Origin of the sequence: Paraburkholderia suaedae (genome assembly GCF_040812055.1) — a bacterium.
In the GTDB taxonomy this organism is placed as follows: domain Bacteria; phylum Pseudomonadota; class Gammaproteobacteria; order Burkholderiales; family Burkholderiaceae; genus Paraburkholderia.
In genome coordinates this window covers 1-24,270 of sequence record NZ_JBFOAH010000012.1, presented here as the reverse complement: position 1 = coordinate 24,270, position 24,270 = coordinate 1, and the positions used below count along the sequence as shown (strand labels likewise).

The window sequence follows — 24,270 nt, the reverse complement described above, 5'->3', positions numbered from 1 at the left end:
CATGCGACGCGCGATGTCGAAGGCGGCGGCCTGTGCTGCGCTCGCCGTATGCGGATGGGCCGAGGGTGCGAACGTGTTCGCCGCCGAAAGCACCACGGACCAGAGCGCGGCCGCATGTACGGCGAAGCGTCCGTCGGCGCTGTCGTTCAACCGCTGGCAGGAAGACTGGTCGGCGCTGGCGAATCCGTGCGTGCCGCGCAAGCCGTTCGATGCGCTCAAGTACATCCCGCTGGGCAGCGATCCGTCGACGTATCTGTCGCTCGGCGCGAACTTGCGCGAGCGCTTCGAACTGAACAACACGCCGCTCTTCGGCCTGGGCAGCGCGCAGCCCGACAGCTACGTGATCCAGCGCGCCGAAGTGCATGCCGACGCACGCATCGGGCAGCACGTGCAGGCGTTCTTTCAGCTCGAGGACGCGCGGCCGTTCGGCAAGGATTCCGTATCTCCCGTCGACAAGAATCCGCTCGATATCGAGCAGGCGTTCGTCGCGTTCGTCTATGGCGTGGGCGGTGGCACGTTCAAGGCGCGCATCGGCCGTCAGGAGATGGCGTTCGACTTGCAGCGCTTCGTTTCGGTGCGCGATGGTCCGAACGTGCGCCAGGCATTCGACGCGATCTGGAGCGACTATGAAATCGACAAGTGGCGCTTCATCGGCTACATGACGCAGCCGGTGCAGAACCGCGACGTCACGGCTTTCGACGATGTGTCGAACCGGCATCTAACGTTCAGCGGCGTACGCGTCGAACGTGCGAAGACGGGGCCGGGCGACCTGTCCGCGTACTGGTCGCGCTACAACCGCGACAACGCACACTTTCTCGATGCGACAGGCACCGAGCACCGCGATGTGTTCGACGTGCGCTATGCGGGCAAGGTAGCGCCGCTCGACTGGGACGCGGAAACGATGGTGCAGACGGGGCACGTCGGCAACGACACGATCGGCGCGTGGGCGTTCGGGTTGCTGGGCGGTTATACGTTCGCATCGGTGGCGGGCTCGCCGCGTTTCGGCTTGCAGGTGGATGGCGCATCAGGCGACCGGCATCCCGGCGATGGACGCGTCGGCACGTTCAATCCGCTGTTTCCCAACGGCTACTACTTCACGCTTGCGGGCTACACGGGTTATAGCAACCTGATTCACGTGAAGCCGTCGATTACGTTCAAGATATCGCCGAAGCTCACGTTATTGACGGCAGTCGGGTTCCAGTGGCGCGCGACGACGGCCGATGCGATCTACGGTCAGGGGATGGCCGTGGTGCCCGGCACGGCGGGAAATGGAACCCGCTGGACGGGCATGTATGCACAGATTCGCGCCGATTGGCTGGTCAGCCCTAATGTTGCGCTCGCGCTGGAAGCGGTGCATTTCGAAGTCGGCGATTCGATCCGTGCGTTAGGGGCGCGCAACGCGGACTATCTGGGCGTCGAAGCGAAGTTCGGATGGTGACAGTGGTGCCACTACGGGGAAATCCTCGAGCAGCAGGTACGGTCGTGAAGGGGCTTGCGGTTATGAGAAACTTTAGTGCGCGTCCTGAGTTTTCCTCGGCCGTCGTGACCATATTGTCCCGGTAGATCAATGAAGGCGCCGAGCGTGGCCAGCGTGGGGGCGAAGCGCTGGGTCGCGCTGATATCAGGAAAGATACACGCGCGGGCGCCAATATGGACCACCTCGATTGACAATGAGAGCACGCTCCATGAACGCATCGGTTGTCTCCGCGCTCGCTGCCCTGGTCGGTGCCGCCATCGGCGGCCTGACCTCGGTTCTTGCCTCATGGCTGACCCAGCGCACGCAGGTACGCGCGGAGTGGCTGGCGCATGACCTCACCTGGCGGCAGGAGCTGTATAAGGCGTTCATCGAGGAAGCGACGAACCTTTATGTTCACGCACTGCAACACACCGAGCCCGATCTCGCCGCTCTCGGCATTCTCTACGCGAAAATCAGCCGGATGCGCATCCAGTCGTCGCGCGAAGTCGTGGAGGAAGCCGATTTGATCGGTCGCACGATCGTGGACACCTACCTTGCGCCCGACAAGAGTTTCGTCGAGATTCGCGCGATGCTCGGGGATGGCTCGATCGATATTCTCGGCAAGTTCGGCGACGTGTGTCGCGCGGAACTCCAATCGCTGCGTGCACAGCAGTTCTGAACGCTATGCACCCGCCTCCTTAACGCGGCTTCAGTTCGACAGGCGCATCGGCTCGATAGCCACCGCCGAGCGCCTTCGTCAACGCAATCTCCTGGCTCAGTATCTGGCCTTTGAGCGTAAGCAGCGCCACCTGTTCCGCGATTACGGGCTGGCGCGCCTCGAGCGCCGCGAGCCGGTCCGTCAGTCCGCGTTGATAGTGGGCTTCGACGCTGTCTCTCGCGAACGCGATCGATTCGATTCGTTGCTTCTGCAACTCGGTTTCCGCATCGAGAGCCTGCAAACGGCTGCCGGTCTGCGCGACATCGCGTACCGCGTTGATAACGGCCTGGTTGTACTGCTCGATCAACAGGTTGCTGCCCTCGCGCGCGCCGCTCAGGTTCGCGTTGAGCCTGGCGCCGTCGAAGATCGGCAAGGTCAGGCCCGGAATCAGATTGATCTGCTGGCTTGCATGCGTGAAGAGGTCCGCGAGATGCAGTGCGTTGAAGCCGAAGAACGCCTTGATGTCAAAGCTCGGGTAGAACGCCGCCTTCGCCGCGTCGATCCGGCTGAACGATGCCTGTACGTACCATCGCATCGCCTGCAGGTCGGGCCGCCGGGCCAGCAGTTCGTATGAAAGCGTCGCCGGCAGGGCCGCCTGCGAACCCGGTAGCGCGACGGGCTCGATGGCGGCCAGGCCTTCCGGACCTGCGCCGACCAGCGCCCGCAGCGACTCGCGAAGCTGCTTGATCTGCCCTTGCGCCGCCACGATCTGCCGTTCGATGCCCAGTTGCTGCGCCCGAGCCTCTTCGAGCTGGGTGCGGGCTTCGAGGCCGCGCCCGGCACGCGCCTCGTGGGCCTGCACTGCGAACACCGCTAGCTCATGCGAGTCGTTCAGTAGATCGATGAGTTGATACGTCGTCTGTATTCCGTAGTAAAGCGTCGCAGTATCCGTCGAGATTTCGAGTTCGACAGCGGAGGCCTCGACAAGCCGCGCATTGCTGACGCCGAGCGAAGCGGCAATCTGCGCGCGCTGCTTGCCCCAGAGGTCGACGTCCAGGCTCGCGCCCAGCCCGACAATGCCCTCGGTGTACCATGGCCCCGTCAGCCCCGCTTCGGGTTCGTTCCTCGCGAACGGGCCGAGAAATCCGTTCGCCGAAACATGCGTGCGATCCAGCGACGCCAGCGCAGCCACCTGGAGGCTCGATCCCGCTGCGACAAGCGCTACATCCGACTTTGCCTGCGAGACCCGCGTGCGCGCAATCACCATGGTCGGCGCGTTGGCGAGCGCCTGCTCGATCAACGCGTCGAGCTGCGCATCGCGATAGCGCGTCCACCAGCGCGCGGTCGGCCAACCGTCGCGCGCGAGATGAATGTCGTCCGCGAGCTTGATCTGCTCGGGCGCGATCTCGTTATAGGGCGTGCCGTTATGATGGATCAGCGCACACCCCGGCAACATGAACAACATCCACGCAACGCATAGAAAGCATCGACGCCGTCGCCAGCCGCGTACACCCGTTCGCACAATCATCTCCGTACCGCCGATGATGTGCTCGCCGCAACGGGGGCGTCGACGCGCCAGTCCGGCAGCCCCGCAACCTGCCGCGACAGTTCGTCCGCTGCGGCGACCAGACCGCTATCGGCCGGCTCCCCAGTTTGCGCAGTGATCCCGATGCGGCGCGGCGCGCGGGCATCAGGCCGACTGGCCGCAAGTTCATCCGCATACCGGTTGAGTTCGACGCACGCCTGTTCCTGTGTCGAACGCACTGCAGCGACCGTCCGTGTGCTCGGCAATGCCCCTCGCGCCGCCAGCGTGCTGAGCAGCGCATTGCCCGCCAGCATGATCTCGCGGCCCTGCGCGAGAACCGTTTGCGCGCGCAGTATCAGTTGCGACTCATCCCCTTCCTGCCAGTTGGGTTCCAGTGCGACACGCGAGAGCGTCGCCTCGCAATCAGCCAGCGCCGCAAACGCCTGCAGCTGGCGCTGCGCATAGGGCAGCTCATCGACTTCCCCGGCCACTGGCTGGGGTCCGAGCAGTTGTGCGGCAATCGCGCGCAACAGGGTTGCGAGCTTCTGGCGCAGCACGTCGCTCTCGCCTTCCCGCCAGAACGACATCTGCACGAAGGTCGCGACGACGACGCCCAGCAGGATGCCCACCATCCGGTCGCGGATTTCGGTGAGGTTCGTGGTTGGGCCGAACTCTGCGAGCAACGCGAGCGAGAACGTGAACATCACCTGAATGCCGGCATAGCCGATCCGCTCCGACCCGGCCGATATCCATGCCCCTAATGCGACGACGGGTAGCGCCATCAGCAACAGACCGACGATGTCGTCGAAATGCGGCACGACAAACACCACCATGAACAACGCCAGCCCACTGCCGATGGCGGCCCCCGTGAACCGAAGCAACGCGCGCTGCGTCGATGCGCCGAGGCTCGGCAGCGCGACGATCAGGCAGGTCAGCATGATCGTGTGGACGCCCTGCCAGTCGGCAGCGTTGTAAAACACGTAGCAGATGAGAACCGCGAGCAGGGTCTTCAGCGAAAAGCGCATGTATGCGGGATTGGTCCAGGCGTCGGCCACGACCATCCGCTCGCTCGCGGGCGGCTTGCCGGATGCTGCGGGGCCGCTTGCGACCAGATCGGCGAGCGCGCGCATTGCCCGCTGCAATTCGGCGGCCGCAGGCATTGCGTCGGCCGCATTGTGCTCGTCAATGGTCTCCATGCGAACGTAGCGATAGGGGCCACCGCTGTTGACCGCATCGTCGAGCGCGCGGCAGTTAGCGCGCAACTGGTGCAATATCGCCAGCTGCGCTGCCGACGCGCCCGGCAAGGTCAGCGGCAAATCACTCGCTCCGCGATAAAGACGCGACACGGTTGCAATGCACGCAAGCTGCAACGCCTGGTGGTCGCGATAATGGGCATCACGCATCATCGTGAACCGCAACAGCTTCTGCAACACGACCGCGCCTTGCTGCACGGCTGCCAGCGTGATCGGCTCGGCACTGGCGCCCCCGTCAATCAGGTGCGTCAGGCGCGTGTCCAGCGCCGCCAGTTGCCTGTGGATTTCCGCCTTCAGCTGCAATTGCGGTTCGGCGGGCAGCAGCAATGTATTGATCAGGAGCGTCAGCGCAATCGGATAATTGACGGCGATCCACACCCACAACACGGCTCGGATCAGGAGATCGGCCTGGTCGGTCTGGTCGACGAAGCTCTGCACGTAAATCACGACGATCGCTACGATGAAGAACATTACGCCGATCTTCAGCACCCGCATGAGGTACACGCTGCCGAAGAACAGCAGACTCGCGATCACGATGCGCAGCAACGGATAGTCGAACGTGAATTTCAACAGCAGGATCGAGATGCCGATCGCGAGCGTCGATCCGACGATGAACATCACGCCGACCAGCCGCGTGGCCACCACGTTCGACTGCGTGACGTAAAACACCAGCAGCAGCGACAGCGCGAGCTCCGGCACCTCGAGCGCCATCGATGCGACGATCACGATGGCGCTGCTCAGGATGCAACGCAACATCACGTTGACGCGACCGGGGAAAGGCGCAAGTTCGCGCTTCAGGAACTCGCCTGTGTCGCGCAGCATATCGGGCATAGGGGGCAGGTAGTCGGCGGTGGCCATGGGCGCTTCTCAATGGCGCTCGCCGTGGTTGCGGCGCCCGGGCTCCAGCACGGCCACTGCCGATGTGCCGACGCGAAACAGTTCGGGGTTCGGATTGTCGACCCGGATCTTCACGGGGAAGCGCTGCGATACATGAACCCAGTTAAGCGTTCTTTGAATACGCGGCAATCCGCCGGGCAGTGCAAGGCCGGCTTCGTCGGGCGCGACGCCATAACTGATCGATTCGACCGTGCCCTGGAACCGCTGGCCGGTATCGCTCATCAGGTAGACCGTGGCGGGCGTGCCCGTGCGGACGCCCTTGAGTTCGGTCTCGCGAAAGTTCGCAACCACGTACCAGTGGCGTGTGTCGATCAGCGTGAAGACCGGTTTGAGCGCCGTTGCAAACTGGCCTGTCTGGGTCTTCAAGGACACGATGCGTCCGTCGAACGGCGCCCGCACGGTCGCATACTCCAGGTTCAGTTCGGCCAGCGCGATCTCCGCCATGACGACTGCACGTTGCGCAACCAGCGCATCGACGCCGCTCACAGCCGCTGCCGCCTGTTGCGCCTGCAGTTGCGCAGCGCTGAGTTCGGCTTCGGTGGCGCGTTGCGCGGTGCGCGCATGGTCGACATCTTCCGCCGACACATAGCCGTGGGACAGCAGCGGCTCCATGCGGTGCAGCGTATCGGATGCCTGACTGGCTGCGGCTCGCGCGCGCTCGACTGCCGCGCGCACCGACTGCGCGTTGTACCGCTGCGCATTGACCGTGCGCTGCGTCAACTCGATTTGGCGGTCGAGCGCCACGAGGGACGCGTTGCTCCGCGTCAGCGCACTCTGATAGGGACGCGGATCGATCCGGAACAGGAGATCGCCCTGCTTCACCGCCTGATTGTCGCGCACGGCCAGTTCAACGATGCGTCCATTGACCTCGGGCACGACATCGATGGTATCCGCGTAGACGTAGGCATCGTCCGTGCGCGGCGCATGATCCAGCAGTCGGATGACATAGACAAGCAGCAACAGCGTCACAACGACCAAAACGACGGCTGGCCACTTTCTCTTCGATGTTTTGCTGGCTAGGTTCGCCATTCACGCACCCGACGGATTCAATGTTGAAAGAACATTAGCCACACAGCGAGCGCAAAGAAAGTGGCCAGCGTGGGATACACCACGGCTGCAAGCGCGATCAGATGGGTGGCCTGAGAACGCCGGAGAATCAGATGAATGACGACCGCGAGCACGATGCCCGCGACGATACAAAAGAGCCAGTCGGGAAAGTACGCGCCTAGCACGCCAATCGACGGCGCGTTCACGCACCCCGACATCAGAATGGCGGCAATCACGGCCATGCCGATTGCTCGCTTTGAACATCTGCCTCTGGCACGTGACATGTGTCGTTTCAAGGTTGTCCATGTGGCTCGAACGGATGCCACACCTTTCGGATACGCAGATATGCCTGCCTCGGATTTCGGGCTTGGGAGGAAGCGAGGCAAGCAGCTTCTGGAGCACCGTTGCTGCCTGTACCGCTCAACCGGGATCGAGAAGTTTCAAGTGTCGCAGTTCGCTAAATTAAAACCAAAAGAGGCATTCTGCAATACATGAATATGCAATATCGCAGTAAGTAATAACGACGTAAACTCGCGTCGCTCGCTCGTGATCACTCCGTGCACGCCTCGACGGCCGCACTTTTCGCACAGAGAGCCGTTTTCAGTATCCTCGCTCGGGTCGGCTGTGACGATGGCATTCATCAATGGACCCACTCAGGCGCCACGGTACCGGCCACCCCTTGGTGCAGTGCTCCGATCGGCAGGCTGATGCCGAAGGTGACGCCACGAATCGCATTGCGCCCAGTCCAAATGCGACCGCCGCGTGCTTCGACGATCGTTTTCGGCGGATCGCCAGCCCGATGCCCATGCCTCTTTTTTTCACGACAATAGGCCTGCGAGTATCGGACGGACCGATTCAATGAACGAACTTGCTTGCGCGCTGAGAGCGACTGCCGCTCGCCGGTTTGACCACGTACGGGAAGTGCCATGCGGCGCGATGCGGCTATCGGGTCCCTGAGCCTATCCGTTGCATGCATGGTCTCCCCGGACTGGCTGACGCAACAATCCCCTTGCGGGGGAAACCGCGCCCGCAGAGCAGGGGAATAGGCAGCAGCGTGCAAGCTGTCTACCCCGATGCTGCTCTTCCTGGCCAAATCCTGGCGCACTCCACATTCATGTAATAGCAGCCGGCGGACCTGCCATCTATCATCAAACCAAGATGAAGCGTGGGCTAAAGCCCCGCACGTTACGTAACACCGTGGGCGAGCCAGTGCGTCGCATTGCCAGCGTTTGTCTAACGAGATTCGAGGAACCGCGCCATGCAAACTCCCATTGAAACAGACGAAATCTGGCAGTCAACGGTAACGCGCCTCTCCAGCAAAGGCGAAATGCGGCTGCCGACTGGGTCGAGTGACACCCACCCGATGTATGGCCAAGGCTACGTTTCGACCTGCGCCATCCAGGTTCTAGAGCGCAAGGGACAGACTTCGGCGACTGTCGCGTGGAGCGACTCGACCTCCTGCTGCTACGGTGAACAGATCTGGCGGCGCTGTATCGCGAAGAAAGGCGGCGTCTGCGTCCTGAGTGGCCAGCTCATCGCAAAAGGCGACGCCGTGTATCGCCCTAGGTGTCTCAAACCTGCACCACGCAACTTCGAAGCGATGATTCTAGCGACAGTCATCCAGGATATCCCTTTGGAGGAAGCTCTCTGACGGCTCAAATCCCGCTCTTCGTCAAGATTGCCGGATCTGCCTTCATCGTCCGCAGAATCAGGGCCGATCGAATCCGCCGTCAATATCCGGACCCAGGCGTCGAGCGCGCTAGCCTCGTCAGGCTGATTGCGGATTCATGTAATAGCCTTCCTTCGCATCGTTCACTATCGTCGAAAACCATTGCAGAACGAAACGTTCAACGCAATCACTACGGCTCTGCGAATCCGGACTGCGTCCTGTTCTTTCTTATCTACGGAGAATTGAAATGGCAATCACAGCCGCCGACTACATGGTGAGCGCACTAGCCAATGCGGGAGTCAAGCGCGTGTACGGCGTGGTGGGGGATTCGCTCAATGGATTCACAGACTCCCTGCGCCGCGATGGATCGATTGAATGGCTACACATGCGCCACGAAGAAAGCGCGGCTTTCGCCGCCGGCGCCGAAGCTCATTTGACAGGGCAGCTCGCAGTCTGCTGCGGGAGTTGCGGTCCGGGCAATCTGCATCTGATCAACGGCCTGTTTGACTGCCATCGCAGCGGTGTTCCTGTTCTCGCTATCGCCGCGCATGTCCCAAGTACGGAAATCGGCATCGACTATTTTCAGGCTACCCATCCCGAAGTGTTGTTCAAGGAATGTAGTCACTACGTCGAACTCGTCCACAGATCCGACCAGCTACCGCAAATTCTGGCCCGCGCCATCCGGACGGCGGTTGCACGCAAAGGCGTCGCTGTGGTCGTGATACCAGGCGATGTGGCACTCGGGCCTCTCACCAAACCAGCGCCGCGCTGGAGCGCGCCCGCCGCTGCGGTGATGCGCCCATCGAACGACGAAGTCGCGAAACTGGCACGCCTGTTGAACCAGTCATCGCGAGTGACCTTGCTGTGCGGAGCGGGATGCAAGGATTCCCACACGGAAGTCGTGGAACTTGCGCGCAAGCTGCAAGCGCCGATCGTGCACTCGCTGCGTGGCAAGGAGTACATCGAATACGATAATCCGTTCGATGTGGGAATGACGGGTCTTGTAGGGTTCGCCTCCGGCTACTCCGCGATGAAGAGTTGCGACATGCTCCTGATGTTGGGCACCGACTTCCCTTATCGACAGTTCTACCCGGAGAAAGTGACCATCGCGCAAGTCGATACGCGGGCGGAGGCGCTCGGCAATCGCTGCTCGCTAGAGCTCGGTGTACTGGGAACGGTCAAGGATACGCTCGATGCACTTCTTCCCATGATTCAGGAGAAGGCGGACAGCGGTTTTTTGAATCAGGCACTCGACGACTATCGCAAGGCTCGCCAGAGCCTGAACGCGCTGGCGGAGCCAGAATCGGGCAGCAGCACCATCCATCCGCAGTATGTAACCCGGCTAGTAAGCGAGCTCGCGGACGAGGACGCTATCTTCTCCTGCGATGTCGGCACCCCGGTCGCATGGACAGCCAGGTATCTGAAGATGAACGGCAAACGGCGCCTGGTTGGTTCGTTCAATCACGGCTCGATGGCCAACTCACTGTTGCACTCGATCGGCGCGCAGGCCGCCTTCAGGGACCGGCAGGTGATCTCGATGTCGGGTGATGGCGGCTTCACCATGATGATGGGAGAGTTCTTGACGCTGGTTCAAACAGGGTTGCCGGTCAAGGTCGTCGTACTCAACAACGGAACGCTGGGCTTCGTGGAAATGGAGATGAAGGCCAGCGGTTTCCTCGATACAGGATGTGACCTGAAAAATCCGAACTTCGCCGCGATGGCCAATGCGATCGGAGTCAAGGGCGTGCGGGTCGAGCACCCCGCAGAGCTGGAACAAGCGCTCAGCGAAGCATTCGCCCATCCGGGTCCGGCTCTCGTCGACGTAGTGAGCGCACGTCAGGAGCTCGTGATGCCTCCTGCAACGACCGGTGACCAGGCTTATCACTTTGGACTGTTTATGCTTCGTGCCGTCATCGACGGTCGAGGCCAGCAGCTCATCGACCTTGCAAAAGTCAATCTGTTCCGGTAGTGTGGCGCCGACTTACGTGCTCGGCCTGCTGCTCGGCATCGGCTGGGGTGCGGCTATGCTGCCGTACACGGTGATCAAGGAAGTCAATCCGGACAACGTGAAGGGCAGCGCCAGTGGCGCGATCAATTTCCTGGTGTTCGCGTTCAGCGCGTTGCTCACGCCTGTGTATGGCAAGTTGCTCGCCCACCTCGCGAAAGGCGGTGCAATGAACCTGCCGGTGTTCCGCGCAGCTGGCACATGGTTGCTCGGCGGCATCGTGCTCGCGATGGTGCTTGCGATGTTTATGCGCGAGACCGGACCACGTGCAGGCGCGAAGGCATGAGGCGGCTCCATTCAGGCAAGCGGGCTCGCAAGAGATTCCGGTTGCAGTTTGCTTACCTGCCTGACGAGAGTGGCAAATGAATCCGCCTGCATCTTTTTCATTATATGGCCGCGGTGTATCTGCACGGTATATTCAGTAATGCCAAGGTTCGCCGCCACCTGCTTGTTGAGCAACCCGCTTGCGAGCAAGGGCATCAGCTCCCGCTCACGGGGTGTCAGCGATTGATAGCGTGCCTGGAGGCTTGCCGCATCCTGCGCCTCCTTATGAAGAACGTGTGCTCTCGCAAGTGCCGCATCGACCGTGCGCATCAGCGTGTCTTCGTCGACGGGCTTGGTGAGGAAATCCACAGCCCCCCCCTTCATCGCCAGAACGGCGGACGGTACATCTCCCCTTCCAGTAATGAAAATGACGGGAATCCGGCAGTCCGTACTGACAAGCTTCTGGACTTCCAGGCCATTCATGCCTGGCATGCTCATATCCAGGATCAGACATGCAACGACATTTCGACGCCGTGTGTCCAGAAACTCTCCACCGGAACCGAAGGCCTGTACGTCTCTCCCGTTCGCGCGTAGCAGCATCGACAAAGCTTCTCGCACCCGTCTGTCGTCATCGACCACATACACCAGCTCGTTTGCGGATTCCATGGACCCCCTCCGTGGTTAGGTAAAGAAACTTTCCTAACGTCGGTACTGTCAATCTCGATAGACCTGCTGAATGTGCTTCTCATACGCACGCCGACAAGAAATTATAGCCATCCGAACCGTCGTCCGGAAGCACAGATCGCGTGTTGAGAATTACATAATTATGTAATGTCGCCACGCCTTTTGAAGTTGTAGATGACCAGCACAGTACGCCCGACAGCGCGTTCTTCGCCTGTTCTCTGGTCGCCAGTTCTAGCAGCGTGCTTGCAGTACGGAACAGGTAGAAGCCCCGCATCATCGCGACAGTTGGCCGACCTGGCGCAATTTCGCGAGTAACAGCTCAGCGAGAAACTAGAGGCCCTCGCGGGTCTGCGGGTCGCGCACATGGATATGCGCGACGCAAGCGCCTGCCTTAGCGGCTTCGAGCGACGCGTCAGCGATCTGCGCGGGCGTGATTGGCAAGTCGGGATGCTGCCGGGATTCGTCAGATTGCCCGTGACGGCGCAAGTAATGATGGTTTTGCGGAAAAGCAGTTAAATTAACGAGAATTTGATTCGCCCCGCGGCAGCCTTTATGTGTCATTGAGTTGTGCTTCGTTAGAGTGGACGGATATCAACAACGCGCGCGCCCGCCGGGTCGGCGCAATCTTATGCCCCCGTCCGACTGCACGTCCGATCTCCCTATCACGCGCACCTCGCGCACGCAGCGCACGCCGCCCGCGCGGCGCATGGCTTGCCGCACGCATATCGTCGTGCCGGTTGTCATTATCGAGGTCATCGTGCCCGGCACGTCGTCGGCCGCCGGACGGCGCGCGTTGCACGCTGCGTTCGGCGACGACCTGCGTCTCTATGTCGTCACCATCGACCAGCAACGCGAGAGCGTGACGTTGCGCGTTGAAGTCACCTCCCGCACTCTCGAAGACGTGATCGGCCTGCTGACCGCGAATCTCGATCGAGCCACGCTCGGCCGCGCGCAAGCGACCGTGATCCGGCGTCCGCGCGACTAGGATGTCGACCGAAGATTGCACGGACGGGTTCGCGCCGTGCCCGGGCCAATGCGGCGCTAGGGTTGAAGAAATTCCGCAGTGTTTTGCGACGTGCAGCCAGAAGTCCACAGCAGCGCATAGCTGCGCTTACGATACTTGGGTCGCGGCGGGATTCAGTTCGATATGCAAAATCACCAGCCAACGCTTCGGACAATCCTCGGCGATCTGCAGATCCTGCATCCTGTCGCCGCCAACCTTCACGAAGCCCTTTCCACGTGCGGAACCGAACGCGCGCCGCGCATCGGACAGCAGCCACAGCGTCAGCAGCCCGGATGTCACGCAACTGAAAAGCCAGCTCACATCAGGAGGCAGCGCAGCATCCAGTTGCTGCGCTACATACGTAAAAATAGTCGTGAGAACATTATTGGTGACGAAGGCGATGGCGACAACCTTGCACATCCCTCTGAACATCATGGCGGGTCTTGAGGGGAGCATGGGATGTCAAAGCCCTCGTATGCGGCGAACTTCAACCCTGGCCACTTTCAATGCCTGCGCGGAGCTACGCATCGACCGGCCGCAGCTACGCCCTGTCACTCGAAGAATCTGATTGTCGTGGTGCGTCGTCGTCGCGCGCAGCGCGCCTTTGAACAATTCGCCCCGAACGGAAGACACGCGTGCTTCCATCATTGCGTTTCCCTTCGCTTGTTTGAATCTCACGCCACCCCCGAAATCGACCGATTTTTTGGCGGAACGCCTAGCTTGAACTTTACGTACAACGCCGTAAAGGCAGGGAAACGATTGCCGTGCAGGATATAAAAATCCTGTGAAAATCACCGTGCGCCGAGCAGTCGGTAGCCCAGTCCGGATCCGGTGACGACATATTCACGATGTGCCGGATCGCGTTCGGGCTACGGCGCAGACGCCCCACGCAGATTTGCGGGTGGTTGGTGATTGTCGGATTGCGAGAGGCGCCCTACCTCGCCGAGCAGCTGCGCTTACATCGATACGCGCACCGGATAGCGAACCAGTGCAGGGATTGACTGCCCGATTCTCGCACTCGACAGATAACGGTCGCGTAAATAAGGCGTATGGAGGCAAACCTGCTTGTATATGAGCCGTCAGGTCTAACCTCTTTATAGGCGGTTTACGCCGTGCCCGCACATCTTTGCGGAAAACGCCATACCGAACCCGCTAGAGTTCCATGCACCCGGACAGAAAGCAAACGATATGCATGGGAATGCCACAAAGAATGGAATGCAGAAAGAAAAATTGTTTCCGGCATCTGGCCTGAGGCCAGCCTTGGTTGCGATCGTGTTTTTGCTTGGCCATGCGACGCAGACCGCCCATGCGCAATCGACGATCGCCGAATCAACCGTCGAAGGCGACGCGATCGACGGAGCCGCTGTGCCGGCGTTGAGCGACATCGTCACGGTGTTGCGCGAGAAGTTCCGTGTTGCTCGGGCAGATTCAATCAGGATCGCCCAGGCTGTGCTGACTGAAGCAAATCACTATGCAGTGTCGCCCGTTCTATTGCTGGCGGTCATGTCAGTCGAATCGAGTTTCGATCGACATGCAATCAGCGGGGTTGGCGCAAGAGGATTGATGCAGATCTTGCCAACAGCGCATCCGCAGTTGACCGCAAATGTCGGCGACTTGTCCGATCCGGAGATCAACGTGCGAATCGGATCAGCTATTTTGCGTAGCTATCTCGATGCGACAGGCGGCGATCTCGACGCCGCATTGTTCCGCTACAGCGGCGGAGGCCGTGGGTACGCACGCCGTGTCGCGTTGCAGATGCGCAGCTTCGACGCGCGTTTCCATTCCGCGAATGACAGGCTAGTCGGGACCGCGTTCGATAACGGTCATGGACAAAATCGTGACGGACACAATCCATAAGTCGGCATTCGCCCGACATTCATCGGCAAGAGCACAATCTGTCTGGCTTCACAGGTGCAAACGCGTCTACATCTCGACCGGCGTCTAATCGTGCTGCCACGCAGGCAGCAGGCCTACTCGGCTGAAGATCCGCTTGTCGGCTAGATGCCTGCTGTTTCCCTCGGCGTCAGACTACCTGGCGTGCTATCTGATTCCTATAAACATGGTCCGGGGCGGTACACTCAGTGTGAACGAAAGCCTGCTGAGAGGAGTGGTGCGCTGTACGCTGTGTATATATCCCATCAACCCGGATGCGGAAAGGCGCGGCATGCAAATTCAGACGGTTGTTGCCAGGTCTGGATTGAGTTCAATATGCAGTACCACGAGCCAGCGCTTTGGACAGTTGTCGGCGGTCTTCAGCAAGTCAGCGTCACTTTCGGCATGCCGCGAGCCGATGTAGCCCTTGTCCAATGCGTTGCACCACGCGCGCCGGGCATCGGTCTGGAGCCAGTAACGGACAAGCGCGCACGTCACACAACTGAAAATCAGCGTGTGCATCGCCGTTAGACCAGGATCGACCTGCTGCGCGACATAGACAAAGGCCGTGGTCAACACCTGATTGGCCGCAAGGGTCACGAACAGGAGCTTCAGCCAGCCGCGCTTACGCATCGCCGCCTTCAGGCGCGCAGTGTCCTGCGGGTCGCTCGACCCTCTACTGTCTTCTCGCCGCGGTGGTTGTTGCATACCGTTGCGCTTCATGCGGCAAAGCGGACAAAGCGGTCACCAGGCAGCGCGACCTGATGTGTCCATGCGGCCAGTGTCCGCGCAACGACGGGCGCCTTGCTGAGAATTGCGCTGTCATAGACCTTCCCGGAAAAGCGCACGGCGCCTATGATGCGGAATCCCTGCCCGCGATAGAACGCAACGAGATGCGCGGCCGGACACGGTGTGTCGAGTGCGAGTTCCACATAGCCGCGCGTCGCGGCCCAATGTTCGGCGAACGCCAGCAGGGACTTGCCGATGCCGCGATCCTGCCACGTCGGATCGACGGCCAGTTGACGAATCGTGGCGACGTCACGTCGATGATAATGATCGCACGCCGATTCGCCGTCGCTTGCATACAGCGTCATCGTGCCGATTACATTCCCGCCGCTGACCACCACGAAGCAGTCGCCAGCCTCGGCACGCTGCTGCGTGACAGCCACGTCCTGATCCACACAGGTGCAGTTCAGCCCCATCATGCCGAGACGCGCAAACGCGCGATGGAGCATCGTAGTGATCTGCTCGTACGAGTCGCGTGACGGATCGAAGCGCCTGAGCACCAAGCTTCCGATGCCCCGCTTGATGTGGGTGATGGGCGTGCGCTTTGGGATTGTCGCGCGTTGCTTCGACATGACTTTCTCCGGGCTTCGTGAGTTATCCGAAGTCTAGGTCTGACGTCTGTGTGCCACAAGAAAAAATGTCGTAAAGAATTGCGCGAGACTCGCCGTCTATCTTGCTTACGCGCGTTTTCTCGCCGGATTCACACCATTTTTACTCGCGCCGTCCTGAGCCTGCTCATCTACTGCCACACATGTTGGGGCTCGGGCTATTTAGCCCCGTTCTGTGTCGGCTCATTCAACGCGTGCGAGTGTATCTGAAGAGACCGTCATGGCCTGAGGCGATTCATTTTGGCAAGAGTGCGCGATCAGTACTCGTCAGGCCGACCACTTGATACATCCGACCCCAGCGCACACAGCGTCAATTCCGTCGAACCTACCTGAAGGCCGGCGCGAACTCTGCGCGCAGATCTTTCAAAACAGTGCGTGATTCAGCCAGTTGCTCGATCAACGTGGCGGAGGCCGGCATGAGTGGCATTCGCACCTCGTCCGAAATGAGCCCCTCAAGGGACAGCATCGCCTTGATTGCCGCCGGATTGGGCGCCGAAAACAGAAGTTTGAGCACGGGCCTGAGCCGCGCGAAGATTCGACGCGCCGTGTCCTCGTCTCCGGCCTGCATCAGTGACTGAACTTCGATGAGCAGATCGGGGCACACGTGCGCGCTTGCGAGAATGCCGCCGTGTCCGCCTGCCGCGAGGCAGTCGAGCAAGGCTTCGTCAGTGCCACATAGCACGTTGAGAGGCAGATCGCAGAGCGCATCGAAGTGACCGCTCGCGCACGCCTTGATGGCCACGATGTTTTCGCATTCCGTCAACCGGCGAACCGTGTCGGGCTCAATCGATACGCCCGTCCTGTGAGGCACGTCGTACAGCACGACGGGACGATCAGTCGCCCGCGCGATCTGCTCGAAGTGCCAGGCGATGCCTGCCTGATCGGGGCAGACATAGGCAGGCGCCGAGACCAGAAAGCCTGCCACGTCCCACCGGTCGAACCGTTGGACCTCATGCACGAACTCACGTGTATCGGATCCGCTAATGCCGACGAGTACGGGCAAACGCCCTGCGACGACGTCGCTTATAGACTCCAGGACCGTCACGCGCTCGAAGTCTGAGAGCAGTGCCGCCTCGCCCGTCGTGCCCAGTGCGACGACGCCTGCGATACCCGTACGAGCATAGTGCAAGGTGAGCGCCTCGAGCGCCGCAATATCAATCTCACCCGATCGAAACGGCGTGACAAGCGGAAGCCAGATTCCCGAATACATGTCAGCCGTCCTTGCGCATGCCGGGGCGCGTAATGGCGCCGATCGTCGCCTCTGACATTGTGGTGATCAGCAGGTGGAGTATGAAGTCGAGGTCTTCGTGATCAATGTTGAAACGCACACACACGCTGTCGCGCAATACCTCGGTTTGCGAAACGTAAACGCCGAGCGGCGAGTGGAGCAGCGTTGCGAGATTGACGCGTAAGCTGTCGGGCTGCTTGCCCGTGAGAAAAACTTTGAGTTGCACGCGCGGGGCGCACAGAGGAACGACGTTGGAATGCAATCGCGGTCGAATGTTCGGGACGGTGTCGTGGTTGGCTAGAACTTGTGCGGAACCCATATCGTCGATGTACTAATTTCGGGGTTGTCGAGATGAACGTAGCCTAGTCCGAAACGAATAAAGGTGGCGTAAAAATGAGCGTGCGATCGACATCGAACGTGTATCTCCCGCTCTGTGTCTCTTTGCACCGATTTCGAGAAGTGGCTCGCCACGATCTCCGGGATTGGCGTTGCAGCGCCGCTGCGGGGCGCAGTGTCCTGGAGCCAGGTCCTTCGCTCATTCAACGCACGCTCCGGCTGTAGGTCATCGAGGAGGTCGTTGCGCCACGCAGGCGATGCGGACGCAGAGAGTCAACATTTGCTCGGGGTCCGGTTTTGGTCGACACCATGGCACAGTGGCCCGGCCACATCCCGTCGTTGACCATCGCGACCACCCGGCCACAAGAACATTGCGTTCGCTCCTTAATCATTCGCTCACTATGGCGAGGTGAACAGCATCACCGTCCTGATGAGACTTTCATCCGCTCTGTTGCATCACCCAATCGTCGCAGACACACGAGTATTAAACGACCGGGCGACTCGTTTGTCGATTCGTTTCGATCGTCATTTATAGAATTTTTGCACGAAGGGGGCATTTCTTTCGGTGAAGCACAGCGGCAATCTGCATAGAATCGTCAAGCTGCGGGTACGCGGGCGCAAAGTGGATCACATTCAACGCACAGCCTACTTTTACGGCGCCGGAGGGTCTTTCGTTAACCCTTGTTGAGTGAGCGGCGCGTTATCCGGATTTGTTTGATAGAGCCGAGATCATGCACAAATCGTGATCTCTTTTTTGGTGCATTGCCCGGAGTGTAAAGCAAGTGAATAAGAAGATTATCGGCGCGGCAGCTTTGTCCGTCTTTGCGGCGGCGGCTCATGCGCAAAGCAGTGTGACACTTTATGGATTGATCGACACAGGTATCGTCTATACGAATAACCAGGGTGGCAGCAGTGCGTGGCAGGTACAAAGCAGCATGCTGTCGAACGAAGTATGGGGTCTGCGAGGAAGTGAAGATCTCGGTGGCGGTCTGCATGCGATCTTCCGACTCGAGAACGGCTTCAATATACAAAACGGCAAGACCACGTACTCAGGCACGATGTTCGGCCGTCAGGCTTTCGTCGGTCTGCAGAGCGACCAATACGGAACGCTGACGCTGGGGCGGCAGTACGATTCCGTGGTCGATGATCTTGGACCGATCGCATTGGCGAATAACGGCGACGGAAACAACCTGGCCGCGCATCCGTTCGACAACGACAACGTTGACGACTCGTTCTATATCAACAACTCGGTCAAGTACGCGAGTCCGACGTATCGGGGGTTGCAGGCCGAGGCGCTGTACGGTTTCAGTAACGCGGCCGGTGGCTTCGCGAACAATCGTGCCTACAGCTTCGGTGTGACGTACAACATTGGTCCGATCAGTCTGGCGGCGGCTTATCTTCAACTTAATAATGGTTCGCTTTCGGGTACCGGGGCGGTGTCGAGCAATGACTTCGTCAATTTCCCCGCCTCGCGCCAGAGAGTGATGGGGGTCGGCGGCAACTACACGGTCGGACCGGCGACTATCGGCCTGCTTTGGACGCATACGCTGTTGGACAATACGCAGCCGGGTGCGAACTCCGTGATCGCGCAGTCGTTCGACACGCTGCATTTCGACAACTACGAAGTCAACGTGCACTATACGGTGACACCTTCTATTTCGCTTGCAGGGGCATACACGTTCACTCAAGGCGCCTTTGCCGGGACCACCGGCTCGGCGGACCCGAAGTGGCATCAAGTGACGCTGATGGCAGACTACTCGCTCAGCAAACGCACGGATGTCTATGTCGAGGGTGTCTACCAACACGCGTACGGTGCTGCCGGCTCTGCGTTCGAGGGTGCGTTTATCAATGGCTTGGCGCAGTCTTCAACGGGCAATCAGGTGGCCGCGACTGTAGGCATGCGTACGCGGTTCTGACGGACGCAGCGTTTGTTCAGCTTTGACACGCGCCGGAACATCGGCACATCGCCCGGGTGCCGGGATCGATGTGCCGACGCTGTGATCTAGCGTTCTCGGCCATCTGGCTTCGTGCGCATTTCGCTACGACCGGTTTGCGTGTCCGCCGTAACGTAATAACCCGACCGGGAGACTGACTCAAAACCGCGCATCCTCACGGAATCGACGTTTCAATTCAGCTTGAGCGCGGCAATCGCACGTCGCGGACTTGACGAATCCGTGCACACCATCAACCCGCCTGCATCTTTGGATCGACTGTTATAGCGGTGGCGACTGCTGGTCCTGATGATCACTCGCGCCAACGAGACGGTAGCCGATACCCGTTTCCGTGATAATGTGCTTGGGCTGCGCCGGATCGGCCTCAAGTTTCTGCCGCAGGTTTCCCATGTAGACCCGCAAATAATGGTCGTTGGTGGTGCGTGTTGGACCCCACACCTCCTCAAGCAGCTGGCGATGAGTCATAACCCAGCCTGCACGGGCTACCAGCGCCGACAGTAGCCGATACTCGATCGGGCTGAGATGGACGGTCTGGCCGTCGCGCATCACCGTCCGCTCGGCGAAATCGATCGTGACAGCGCCGAAATACACTCTCCTTGACTGCGACTTGCCCCTGCAAGTGTGGCGCCGCAGATGTGCACGAATGCGTGCACTGAGTTCTGGCATACCGAATGGCTTGGTCAGATAGTCATCCGCGCCGGCGTCGAGCGCCGTGACTTTGTACTCCTCGTTACTGCGTGCCGACAGTACGACCACTGGCACCGTGGACCATTTACGCAGTTCCTGGATCACTTCAATGCCGTCCATATCCGGCAAGCCGAGATCGACGATGACGAGGTCGGGCTTGCGCGTCGCGGCTTCGGCGAGCCCCTGCTTGCCCGTTTCAGCGTCGTGAACAACGATGCCCTGGCCCTCGAGCGCCGCACGCACGAAACGGCGAATCTGTTTTTCGTCTTCAATCAGGACGACAGTGATGCTTCGCTCACTCATGGGCAGGCTTCGAAAATCGGAGGTGAGCGAAGCCGCTGCCTGCATCGAGCAGTTCGTCGACGGCGCCAAACCGGGTGCCGTCTTTGTCACCGCTGCCGGCCTAGCCTTGATGCGCGGCGTCGAGTGCGAGGTTCAATTGCAGCACGTTGACGCGTGCTTCACCGAGCACGCCGAGCTGGCGACCCGACGTGTAGCGGTCGACCAGTGCCTGCACGTCGCCCGGCGACATCTTGCGCGCTTTCGCAATACGGTCGACCTGATAAGCCGCCGCAGCCGGGCTGATTTCCGGATCGAGGCCGCTACCCGACGAGGTGACGAGGTCGATCGGAACCGGCTTGGACAGATCGGTGCCGGCCGCCTTCAACGCATCGATGCGACCTTTGACTTCATCCGAAAACGCCGGGTTGGTCGGGCCGAGGTTCGAGCCGCTCGAACCCTGTGCGTTGTATGGCATCGGACTCGTCGCCGACAGGCGGCCCCAGAAGTACTGCGGCGCATCGAACTGCTGGCCGATCAGTTTGGAGCCGACCACCTTGCCGTTCACCTCGATCATGCTGCCGTTGGCCTGATCGTGGAACGCCGCCTGGCCGAAGGCCGTCATCACGGCCGGGTAAGCGAGCCCGGTGATCGCCGACAGCACGACAAAGATCACAATGAGCGGACGAAATAATGATTTCATGAATGACAATTCCTTTAGGGATGCGACTGACGGACGACAGGTCCGTCAGCCGCGGCCTCGTTAAACCCAGCCGAACGCGGCCAGCACCATATCGATCAGCTTGATGCCGATAAACGGCACGATGATCCCGCCGAGGCCATACACCAGCAGATTGCGGCGTAACAGAATCGAAGCCCCGAGCGGCCGGTACTTCACGCCCTTCAGTGCCAGCGGAATTAGCAGCACGATAACCAGTGCATTGAAGATCACCGCCGACATGATCGCTGAGGCCGGTGTGGCCAGATGCATCACGTTCAGCGCATTCAGTGCCGGATAGGTCGTAGCAAACGCAGCCGGGATGATGGCGAAGTACTTGGCCACGTCGTTGGCAATCGAGAACGTCGTGAGCGAACCGCGCGTCATCAGCATCTGCTTGCCGATCTCGACGATCTCGATCAGCTTCGTCGGGTTCGAATCGAGGTCAACCATGTTGCCGGCTTCCTTCGCCGCCTGCGTGCCGGTGTTCATCGCCACGGCCACGTCGGCTTGCGCCAGCGCCGGCGCGTCGTTGGTACCGTCACCGGTCATCGCCACGAGACGGCCTTCGGCCTGGTGCGCGCGGATCGTCGTCAGCTTGGCTTCCGGAGTGGCTTCCGAGATGAAGTCGTCGACACCGGCTTCCGCCGCTATCGCGGCTGCCGTCAGGCGGTTGTCGCCCGTCACCATGATGGTCTTGATACCCATCTTGCGCAGTTCGGCGAAGCGTTCCTTGATACCGCCCTTGACGATGTCCTTCAGCTCGATCACGCCGAGCACGCGTGCGCGCTGCTCGCCCTTCTCGGCCACCACCAGCGGCGTGCTGCCGCGGCGCGCCACTTCGGCTACGGCGTTGTTCACTTCAGCCGGATAGAGGCCGCCGTTCGCTTCGACGTAGTTCTTGACGGCATCCGCTGCGCCCTTACGGATCTCGCGACCCGGCAGGTCGACGCCGCTCATGCGCGTCTGCGCCGTGAAAGCGAGGAACACAGCGTGCAGCGAAGCCATGTCGCGAGCGCGGATGTTGAAGCGCTGCTTGGCGAGCACCACGATACTGCGGCCTTCAGGCGTTTCGTCGGAGAGCGACGAGAGCTGTGCCGCATCGGCCAGTACTTCTTCGGTCACGCCCGGCGCCGGCACGAAGCTTGAGGCCTGACGGTTACCGAGTGTGATCGTGCCGGTCTTGTCGAGCAGCAGCACGTCGACGTCGCCGGCGGCTTCCACCGCGCGGCCAGAGGTGGCGATCACGTTGGCCTGCATCATCCGGCTCATGCCGGCCACGCCGATCGCCGACAGAAGACCGCCGATGGTGGTCGGAATCAGGCACACGAGCAGCGCGACGAGCGCGGTGATCGTCACCACGTGCCCGGCCTTCGCAGCTTCGACCGAAAACACCGAGAACGGCAGCAGCGTCGCCGTGGCGAGCAGCATCACGATCGTCAACGCGACCAGCAGGATCGTCAGCGCGATTTCATTCGGCGTCTTCTGGCGCTTCGCGCCCTCGACCATCGCGATCATGCGATCGAGAAACGCCTCGCCCGGATTCGCCGTGACGCGCACCACGATCCAGTCGGACAGCACGCGCGTGCCACCCGTCACCGACGAAAAGTCGCCGCCCGACTCGCGGATCACCGGCGCAGATTCGCCCGTAATCGCCGACTCGTCCACCGACGCGACGCCCTCTATCACTTCACCGTCACCCGGGATCACGTCGCCGGTTTCGACCAGCACGACGTCACCCTTGCGCAGATCGGAAGCCGTCACGATGCGGATCGGCGACTTCGGATGCGGCTCGTTGAGCTTCTTGGCCATCACGTCTTTCTTCGCGCTTCGCAACGACGCGGCCTGGGCCTTTGAGCGGCCTTCAGCGAGCGCCTCCGCGAAATTCGCGAACAGCACCGTGAACCACAGCCACAGCGTGACCGCGAGAATGAAGCCCGCGGGCGCCTCTGCCTGACCGGCAAGCGCGGCGATCCAGAGGATCGTCGTCAGCATGCTGCCGATGTACACGCAGAACATCACCGGATTGCGGAACTGCGTACGTGGCGTGAGCTTCCTGAAGGAGTCCACGATCGCCGGACGCACTAGCGCCGGATCGAACATGGACCTCGTAGCATTATGTTCAGTCATTGAATCCTCGTTTTTCCCGAATTGGCCGTATCAATGGGCGCCCATCATCATCAGATGTTCGACGCCAGGGCCGAGCGCGAGTGCAGGCACGTAAGTCAGTGCGCCGACCAGCAGCACGGTGCCAAGCAGCAGCACGACAAACAGCGGGCCGTGCGTCGGCAGCGTGCCGGCGGTCACGCCGATGCGCTTCTTCGCGGCGAGCGAGCCGGCGATCGCGAGCACCGGGACGATCGTGCCGAAGCGGCCGAACCACATTGCAATCGCGGTGAGCCAGTTGTAGAACGGCGTGCTGACGGTGAGGCCCGCGAATGCGCTGCCGTTGTTATTGGCCGCCGAGCTGAACGCGTAGAGGATTTCGGAGAAACCGTGCGCGCCAGGGTTGAGAATGCCGGCCCGGCCCGCCTCGCTCAACACCGCGATCGACGTGCCGACCAGCACCAGTAGCGGCGTGAGCAGCACGACGATCGACACCATCTTCATTTCGTACGCCTCGATCTTCTTGCCGACGTATTCCGGCGTGCGGCCGATCATCAGCCCGGCGACGAACACCGCCAGCAACGCGAACACCAGCATCCCGTACATGCCCGAACCCACGCCGCCGAAGATCACTTCGCCCAGTTGCATCAGCAGCATCGGATAGAGGCCGCCGATCGGCGTGAGCGAGTCATGCGTATTGGCGACCGCGCCGCACGAAGCCGCCGTGGTGGCGACCGTGAAGATGCCCGACTGCGCGATGCCAAAGCGCGTTTCCTTGCCTTCCGCGTTGCCGCCCGACTGCAATGCATTCGCCGATTGGTCGACGTGCAACGCGGTCAGGGTCGGATTGCCGGCCTGCTCCGCGCTGATTTCACCCACCACGCAAGCGGTGAACGCAATCGTCATCGCGGCCAGCACGGCGATACCCTGCTTGCGGTCCGCAATCATCCGGCCGAACACCAGCGCGAGCGCCGCCGGAATCACGAGGATCGCGAGCATCTGCACGAAATTCGAGAACGGCGTGGGGTTCTCGAACGGATGCGCTGAGTTGCCGTTGAAGAAGCCGCCACCATTGGTGCCGAGCATCTTGATCGCTTCCTGCGACGCCACCGGGCCCATCGCGATGGTCTGCGTCGTCACCTTGGTGTCGACAGTCACCGCATTACCCTTCGCATCCTTCACCGGGTTGCCTTGCGCGTCGAGCTTTGGCGCGGCATAGGTGGTGGTTTGCAGCGTC

Annotated in this window: 22 protein-coding genes and 1 pseudogene; 8 read left to right on the top strand and 15 right to left on the bottom strand. The window is 60.8% G+C overall.

Annotation, left to right across the window (positions count from 1 at the left end):
- Window position 1: 1 nt before the first annotated feature.
- Window positions 2-1,438 carry an alginate export family protein gene (locus ABQJ48_RS17665; RefSeq protein ID WP_367839296.1) on the top strand — a complete coding sequence of 479 codons (1,437 nt, stop codon included), beginning with the start codon at window positions 2-4 and terminating at the stop codon, window positions 1,436-1,438.
- 247 nt (window positions 1,439-1,685) lie between these two features.
- Window positions 1,686-2,135: a hypothetical protein gene (locus tag ABQJ48_RS17660; protein ID WP_367839295.1), complete on the top strand. Its 450-nt coding sequence runs from the start codon at window positions 1,686-1,688 to the stop codon at window positions 2,133-2,135.
- A 19-nt stretch (window positions 2,136-2,154) separates the two neighbouring features.
- Here ABQJ48_RS17660 and ABQJ48_RS17655 read toward each other — a convergent pair whose 3' ends face one another.
- From ABQJ48_RS17655 to ABQJ48_RS17640, 4 genes are all read right to left on the bottom strand, one after another.
- Complete coding sequence (locus tag ABQJ48_RS17655) at window positions 2,155-3,570, bottom strand: MdtP family multidrug efflux transporter outer membrane subunit (protein WP_473094150.1); 1,416 nt, start codon at window positions 3,568-3,570, stop codon at window positions 2,155-2,157.
- A gap of 68 nt (window positions 3,571-3,638) precedes the next feature.
- The gene (locus ABQJ48_RS17650; RefSeq protein WP_367839293.1) at window positions 3,639-5,750 is read right to left on the bottom strand and encodes an FUSC family protein; all 2,112 of its coding nucleotides are present in this window, start codon (window positions 5,748-5,750) and stop codon (window positions 3,639-3,641) included.
- Between the two features lie 9 nt (window positions 5,751-5,759).
- Window positions 5,760-6,818: a multidrug transporter subunit MdtN gene (mdtN, locus tag ABQJ48_RS17645; RefSeq protein WP_367839292.1), complete on the bottom strand. Its 1,059-nt coding sequence runs from the start codon at window positions 6,816-6,818 to the stop codon at window positions 5,760-5,762.
- A gap of 17 nt (window positions 6,819-6,835) precedes the next feature.
- Window positions 6,836-7,078, bottom strand: a complete 243-nt coding sequence (locus ABQJ48_RS17640) for a YtcA family lipoprotein (RefSeq protein ID WP_367839291.1) — start codon at window positions 7,076-7,078, stop codon at window positions 6,836-6,838.
- 1,016 nt (window positions 7,079-8,094) lie between these two features.
- Here ABQJ48_RS17640 and ABQJ48_RS17635 point away from each other — a divergent pair.
- The 3 genes from ABQJ48_RS17635 to ABQJ48_RS17625 all read left to right on the top strand — a co-directional run bounded on the left by ABQJ48_RS17635 (window position 8,095) and on the right by ABQJ48_RS17625 (window position 10,796).
- Window positions 8,095-8,487 (top strand): DUF3331 domain-containing protein, encoded by a 393-nt coding sequence (locus ABQJ48_RS17635; protein WP_367839290.1) that lies wholly within the window; start codon window positions 8,095-8,097, stop codon window positions 8,485-8,487.
- 265 nt (window positions 8,488-8,752) lie between these two features.
- On the top strand, window positions 8,753-10,474 hold the full coding sequence (gene poxB, locus ABQJ48_RS17630) for a ubiquinone-dependent pyruvate dehydrogenase (RefSeq protein WP_367839289.1): 1,722 nt from the start codon (window positions 8,753-8,755) through the stop codon (window positions 10,472-10,474).
- Window positions 10,449-10,796 (top strand): hypothetical protein, encoded by a 348-nt coding sequence (locus ABQJ48_RS17625; RefSeq protein ID WP_367839288.1) that lies wholly within the window; start codon window positions 10,449-10,451, stop codon window positions 10,794-10,796. The genes poxB and ABQJ48_RS17625 overlap by 26 nt, the downstream gene beginning before the upstream one ends.
- Before the next feature lie 11 nt (window positions 10,797-10,807).
- On the opposite strand, the gene ABQJ48_RS17620 is transcribed toward ABQJ48_RS17625, so the two are convergent.
- Both ABQJ48_RS17620 and ABQJ48_RS17615 read right to left on the bottom strand, forming a co-directional pair.
- Window positions 10,808-11,440, bottom strand: coding sequence for a response regulator transcription factor (locus ABQJ48_RS17620; protein WP_367839287.1), 633 nt, complete (start codon window positions 11,438-11,440; stop codon window positions 10,808-10,810).
- Between the two features lie 354 nt (window positions 11,441-11,794).
- A pseudogene (locus ABQJ48_RS17615) lies at window positions 11,795-11,970 on the bottom strand (3-keto-5-aminohexanoate cleavage protein); the annotation flags it as partial.
- A 116-nt stretch (window positions 11,971-12,086) separates the two neighbouring features.
- On the opposite strand from ABQJ48_RS17615, the gene ABQJ48_RS17610 reads away from it, so the two are divergent.
- On the top strand, window positions 12,087-12,443 hold the full coding sequence (locus ABQJ48_RS17610; RefSeq protein WP_367839286.1) for a hypothetical protein: 357 nt from the start codon (window positions 12,087-12,089) through the stop codon (window positions 12,441-12,443).
- 126 nt (window positions 12,444-12,569) lie between these two features.
- Here ABQJ48_RS17610 and ABQJ48_RS17605 read toward each other — a convergent pair whose 3' ends face one another.
- On the bottom strand, window positions 12,570-12,896 hold the full coding sequence (locus ABQJ48_RS17605; RefSeq protein WP_367839285.1) for a hypothetical protein: 327 nt from the start codon (window positions 12,894-12,896) through the stop codon (window positions 12,570-12,572).
- Window positions 12,897-13,649: 753 nt separating this feature from the next.
- On the opposite strand from ABQJ48_RS17605, the gene ABQJ48_RS17600 reads away from it, so the two are divergent.
- Entirely contained in the window at window positions 13,650-14,318 is a 669-nt protein-coding gene (locus tag ABQJ48_RS17600) for a transglycosylase SLT domain-containing protein (protein ID WP_367839284.1), read from the top strand.
- Window positions 14,319-14,633: 315 nt separating this feature from the next.
- Here ABQJ48_RS17600 and ABQJ48_RS17595 read toward each other — a convergent pair whose 3' ends face one another.
- The 4 genes from ABQJ48_RS17595 to ABQJ48_RS17580 form a co-directional block, all read right to left on the bottom strand.
- The gene (locus tag ABQJ48_RS17595; RefSeq protein WP_367839283.1) at window positions 14,634-15,041 is read right to left on the bottom strand and encodes a hypothetical protein; all 408 of its coding nucleotides are present in this window, start codon (window positions 15,039-15,041) and stop codon (window positions 14,634-14,636) included.
- Between the two features lie 11 nt (window positions 15,042-15,052).
- Window positions 15,053-15,691 (bottom strand): GNAT family N-acetyltransferase, encoded by a 639-nt coding sequence (locus ABQJ48_RS17590; RefSeq protein ID WP_367839282.1) that lies wholly within the window; start codon window positions 15,689-15,691, stop codon window positions 15,053-15,055.
- Between the two features lie 361 nt (window positions 15,692-16,052).
- On the bottom strand, window positions 16,053-16,937 hold the full coding sequence (dapA, locus tag ABQJ48_RS17585) for a 4-hydroxy-tetrahydrodipicolinate synthase (RefSeq protein ID WP_367839281.1): 885 nt from the start codon (window positions 16,935-16,937) through the stop codon (window positions 16,053-16,055).
- A 1-nt stretch (window position 16,938) separates the two neighbouring features.
- Window positions 16,939-17,274, bottom strand: a complete 336-nt coding sequence (locus ABQJ48_RS17580; RefSeq protein WP_367839280.1) for a hypothetical protein — start codon at window positions 17,272-17,274, stop codon at window positions 16,939-16,941.
- A 799-nt stretch (window positions 17,275-18,073) separates the two neighbouring features.
- On the opposite strand from ABQJ48_RS17580, the gene ABQJ48_RS17575 reads away from it, so the two are divergent.
- Window positions 18,074-19,207, top strand: a complete 1,134-nt coding sequence (locus tag ABQJ48_RS17575) for a porin (RefSeq protein ID WP_367839279.1) — start codon at window positions 18,074-18,076, stop codon at window positions 19,205-19,207.
- A gap of 297 nt (window positions 19,208-19,504) precedes the next feature.
- Here ABQJ48_RS17575 and kdpE read toward each other — a convergent pair whose 3' ends face one another.
- From kdpE to kdpA, 4 genes are all read right to left on the bottom strand, one after another.
- Complete coding sequence (gene kdpE, locus ABQJ48_RS17570; RefSeq protein ID WP_367839442.1) at window positions 19,505-20,233, bottom strand: two-component system response regulator KdpE; 729 nt, start codon at window positions 20,231-20,233, stop codon at window positions 19,505-19,507.
- Between the two features lie 100 nt (window positions 20,234-20,333).
- Window positions 20,334-20,912 (bottom strand): potassium-transporting ATPase subunit KdpC, encoded by a 579-nt coding sequence (kdpC, locus tag ABQJ48_RS17565; RefSeq protein WP_367839278.1) that lies wholly within the window; start codon window positions 20,910-20,912, stop codon window positions 20,334-20,336.
- 60 nt (window positions 20,913-20,972) lie between these two features.
- Entirely contained in the window at window positions 20,973-23,057 is a 2,085-nt protein-coding gene (gene kdpB, locus ABQJ48_RS17560; protein WP_367839277.1) for a potassium-transporting ATPase subunit KdpB, read from the bottom strand.
- A gap of 30 nt (window positions 23,058-23,087) precedes the next feature.
- A partial coding sequence (kdpA, locus tag ABQJ48_RS17555) for a potassium-transporting ATPase subunit KdpA (RefSeq protein WP_367839276.1) occupies window positions 23,088-24,270 on the bottom strand: 1,183 nt, incomplete at its 5' end.

Bases quoted from the DNA above. Each gene is read 5' to 3' on its own strand.
- ABQJ48_RS17600 (WP_367839284.1), top strand. From the start codon at position 13,650: ATGCATGGGAATGCCACAAAGAATGGAATGCAGAAAGAAAAATTGTTT.
- ABQJ48_RS17635 (WP_367839290.1), top strand. From the start codon at position 8,095: ATGCAAACTCCCATTGAAACAGACGAAATCTGGCAGTCAACGGTAACG.
- kdpB (WP_367839277.1), bottom strand. From the start codon at position 23,057: ATGACTGAACATAATGCTACGAGGTCCATGTTCGATCCGGCGCTAGTG.
- ABQJ48_RS17660 (WP_367839295.1), top strand. From the start codon at position 1,686: ATGAACGCATCGGTTGTCTCCGCGCTCGCTGCCCTGGTCGGTGCCGCC.
- ABQJ48_RS17605 (WP_367839285.1), bottom strand. From the start codon at position 12,896: ATGATGTTCAGAGGGATGTGCAAGGTTGTCGCCATCGCCTTCGTCACC.
- ABQJ48_RS17620 (WP_367839287.1), bottom strand. From the start codon at position 11,440: ATGGAATCCGCAAACGAGCTGGTGTATGTGGTCGATGACGACAGACGG.
- ABQJ48_RS17580 (WP_367839280.1), bottom strand. From the start codon at position 17,274: ATGGGTTCCGCACAAGTTCTAGCCAACCACGACACCGTCCCGAACATT.
- ABQJ48_RS17655 (WP_473094150.1), bottom strand. From the start codon at position 3,570: ATGTTGCCGGGGTGTGCGCTGATCCATCATAACGGCACGCCCTATAAC.
- dapA (WP_367839281.1), bottom strand. From the start codon at position 16,937: ATGTATTCGGGAATCTGGCTTCCGCTTGTCACGCCGTTTCGATCGGGT.
- ABQJ48_RS17650 (WP_367839293.1), bottom strand. From the start codon at position 5,750: ATGGCCACCGCCGACTACCTGCCCCCTATGCCCGATATGCTGCGCGAC.
- poxB (WP_367839289.1), top strand. From the start codon at position 8,753: ATGGCAATCACAGCCGCCGACTACATGGTGAGCGCACTAGCCAATGCG.
- ABQJ48_RS17665 (WP_367839296.1), top strand. From the start codon at position 2: ATGCGACGCGCGATGTCGAAGGCGGCGGCCTGTGCTGCGCTCGCCGTA.
- ABQJ48_RS17640 (WP_367839291.1), bottom strand. From the start codon at position 7,078: ATGGCCGTGATTGCCGCCATTCTGATGTCGGGGTGCGTGAACGCGCCG.
- ABQJ48_RS17590 (WP_367839282.1), bottom strand. From the start codon at position 15,691: ATGTCGAAGCAACGCGCGACAATCCCAAAGCGCACGCCCATCACCCAC.
- ABQJ48_RS17595 (WP_367839283.1), bottom strand. From the start codon at position 15,041: ATGCAACAACCACCGCGGCGAGAAGACAGTAGAGGGTCGAGCGACCCG.
- kdpE (WP_367839442.1), bottom strand. From the start codon at position 20,233: ATGAGTGAGCGAAGCATCACTGTCGTCCTGATTGAAGACGAAAAACAG.
- kdpC (WP_367839278.1), bottom strand. From the start codon at position 20,912: ATGAAATCATTATTTCGTCCGCTCATTGTGATCTTTGTCGTGCTGTCG.
- mdtN (WP_367839292.1), bottom strand. From the start codon at position 6,818: ATGGCGAACCTAGCCAGCAAAACATCGAAGAGAAAGTGGCCAGCCGTC.
- ABQJ48_RS17610 (WP_367839286.1), top strand. From the start codon at position 12,087: ATGCCCCCGTCCGACTGCACGTCCGATCTCCCTATCACGCGCACCTCG.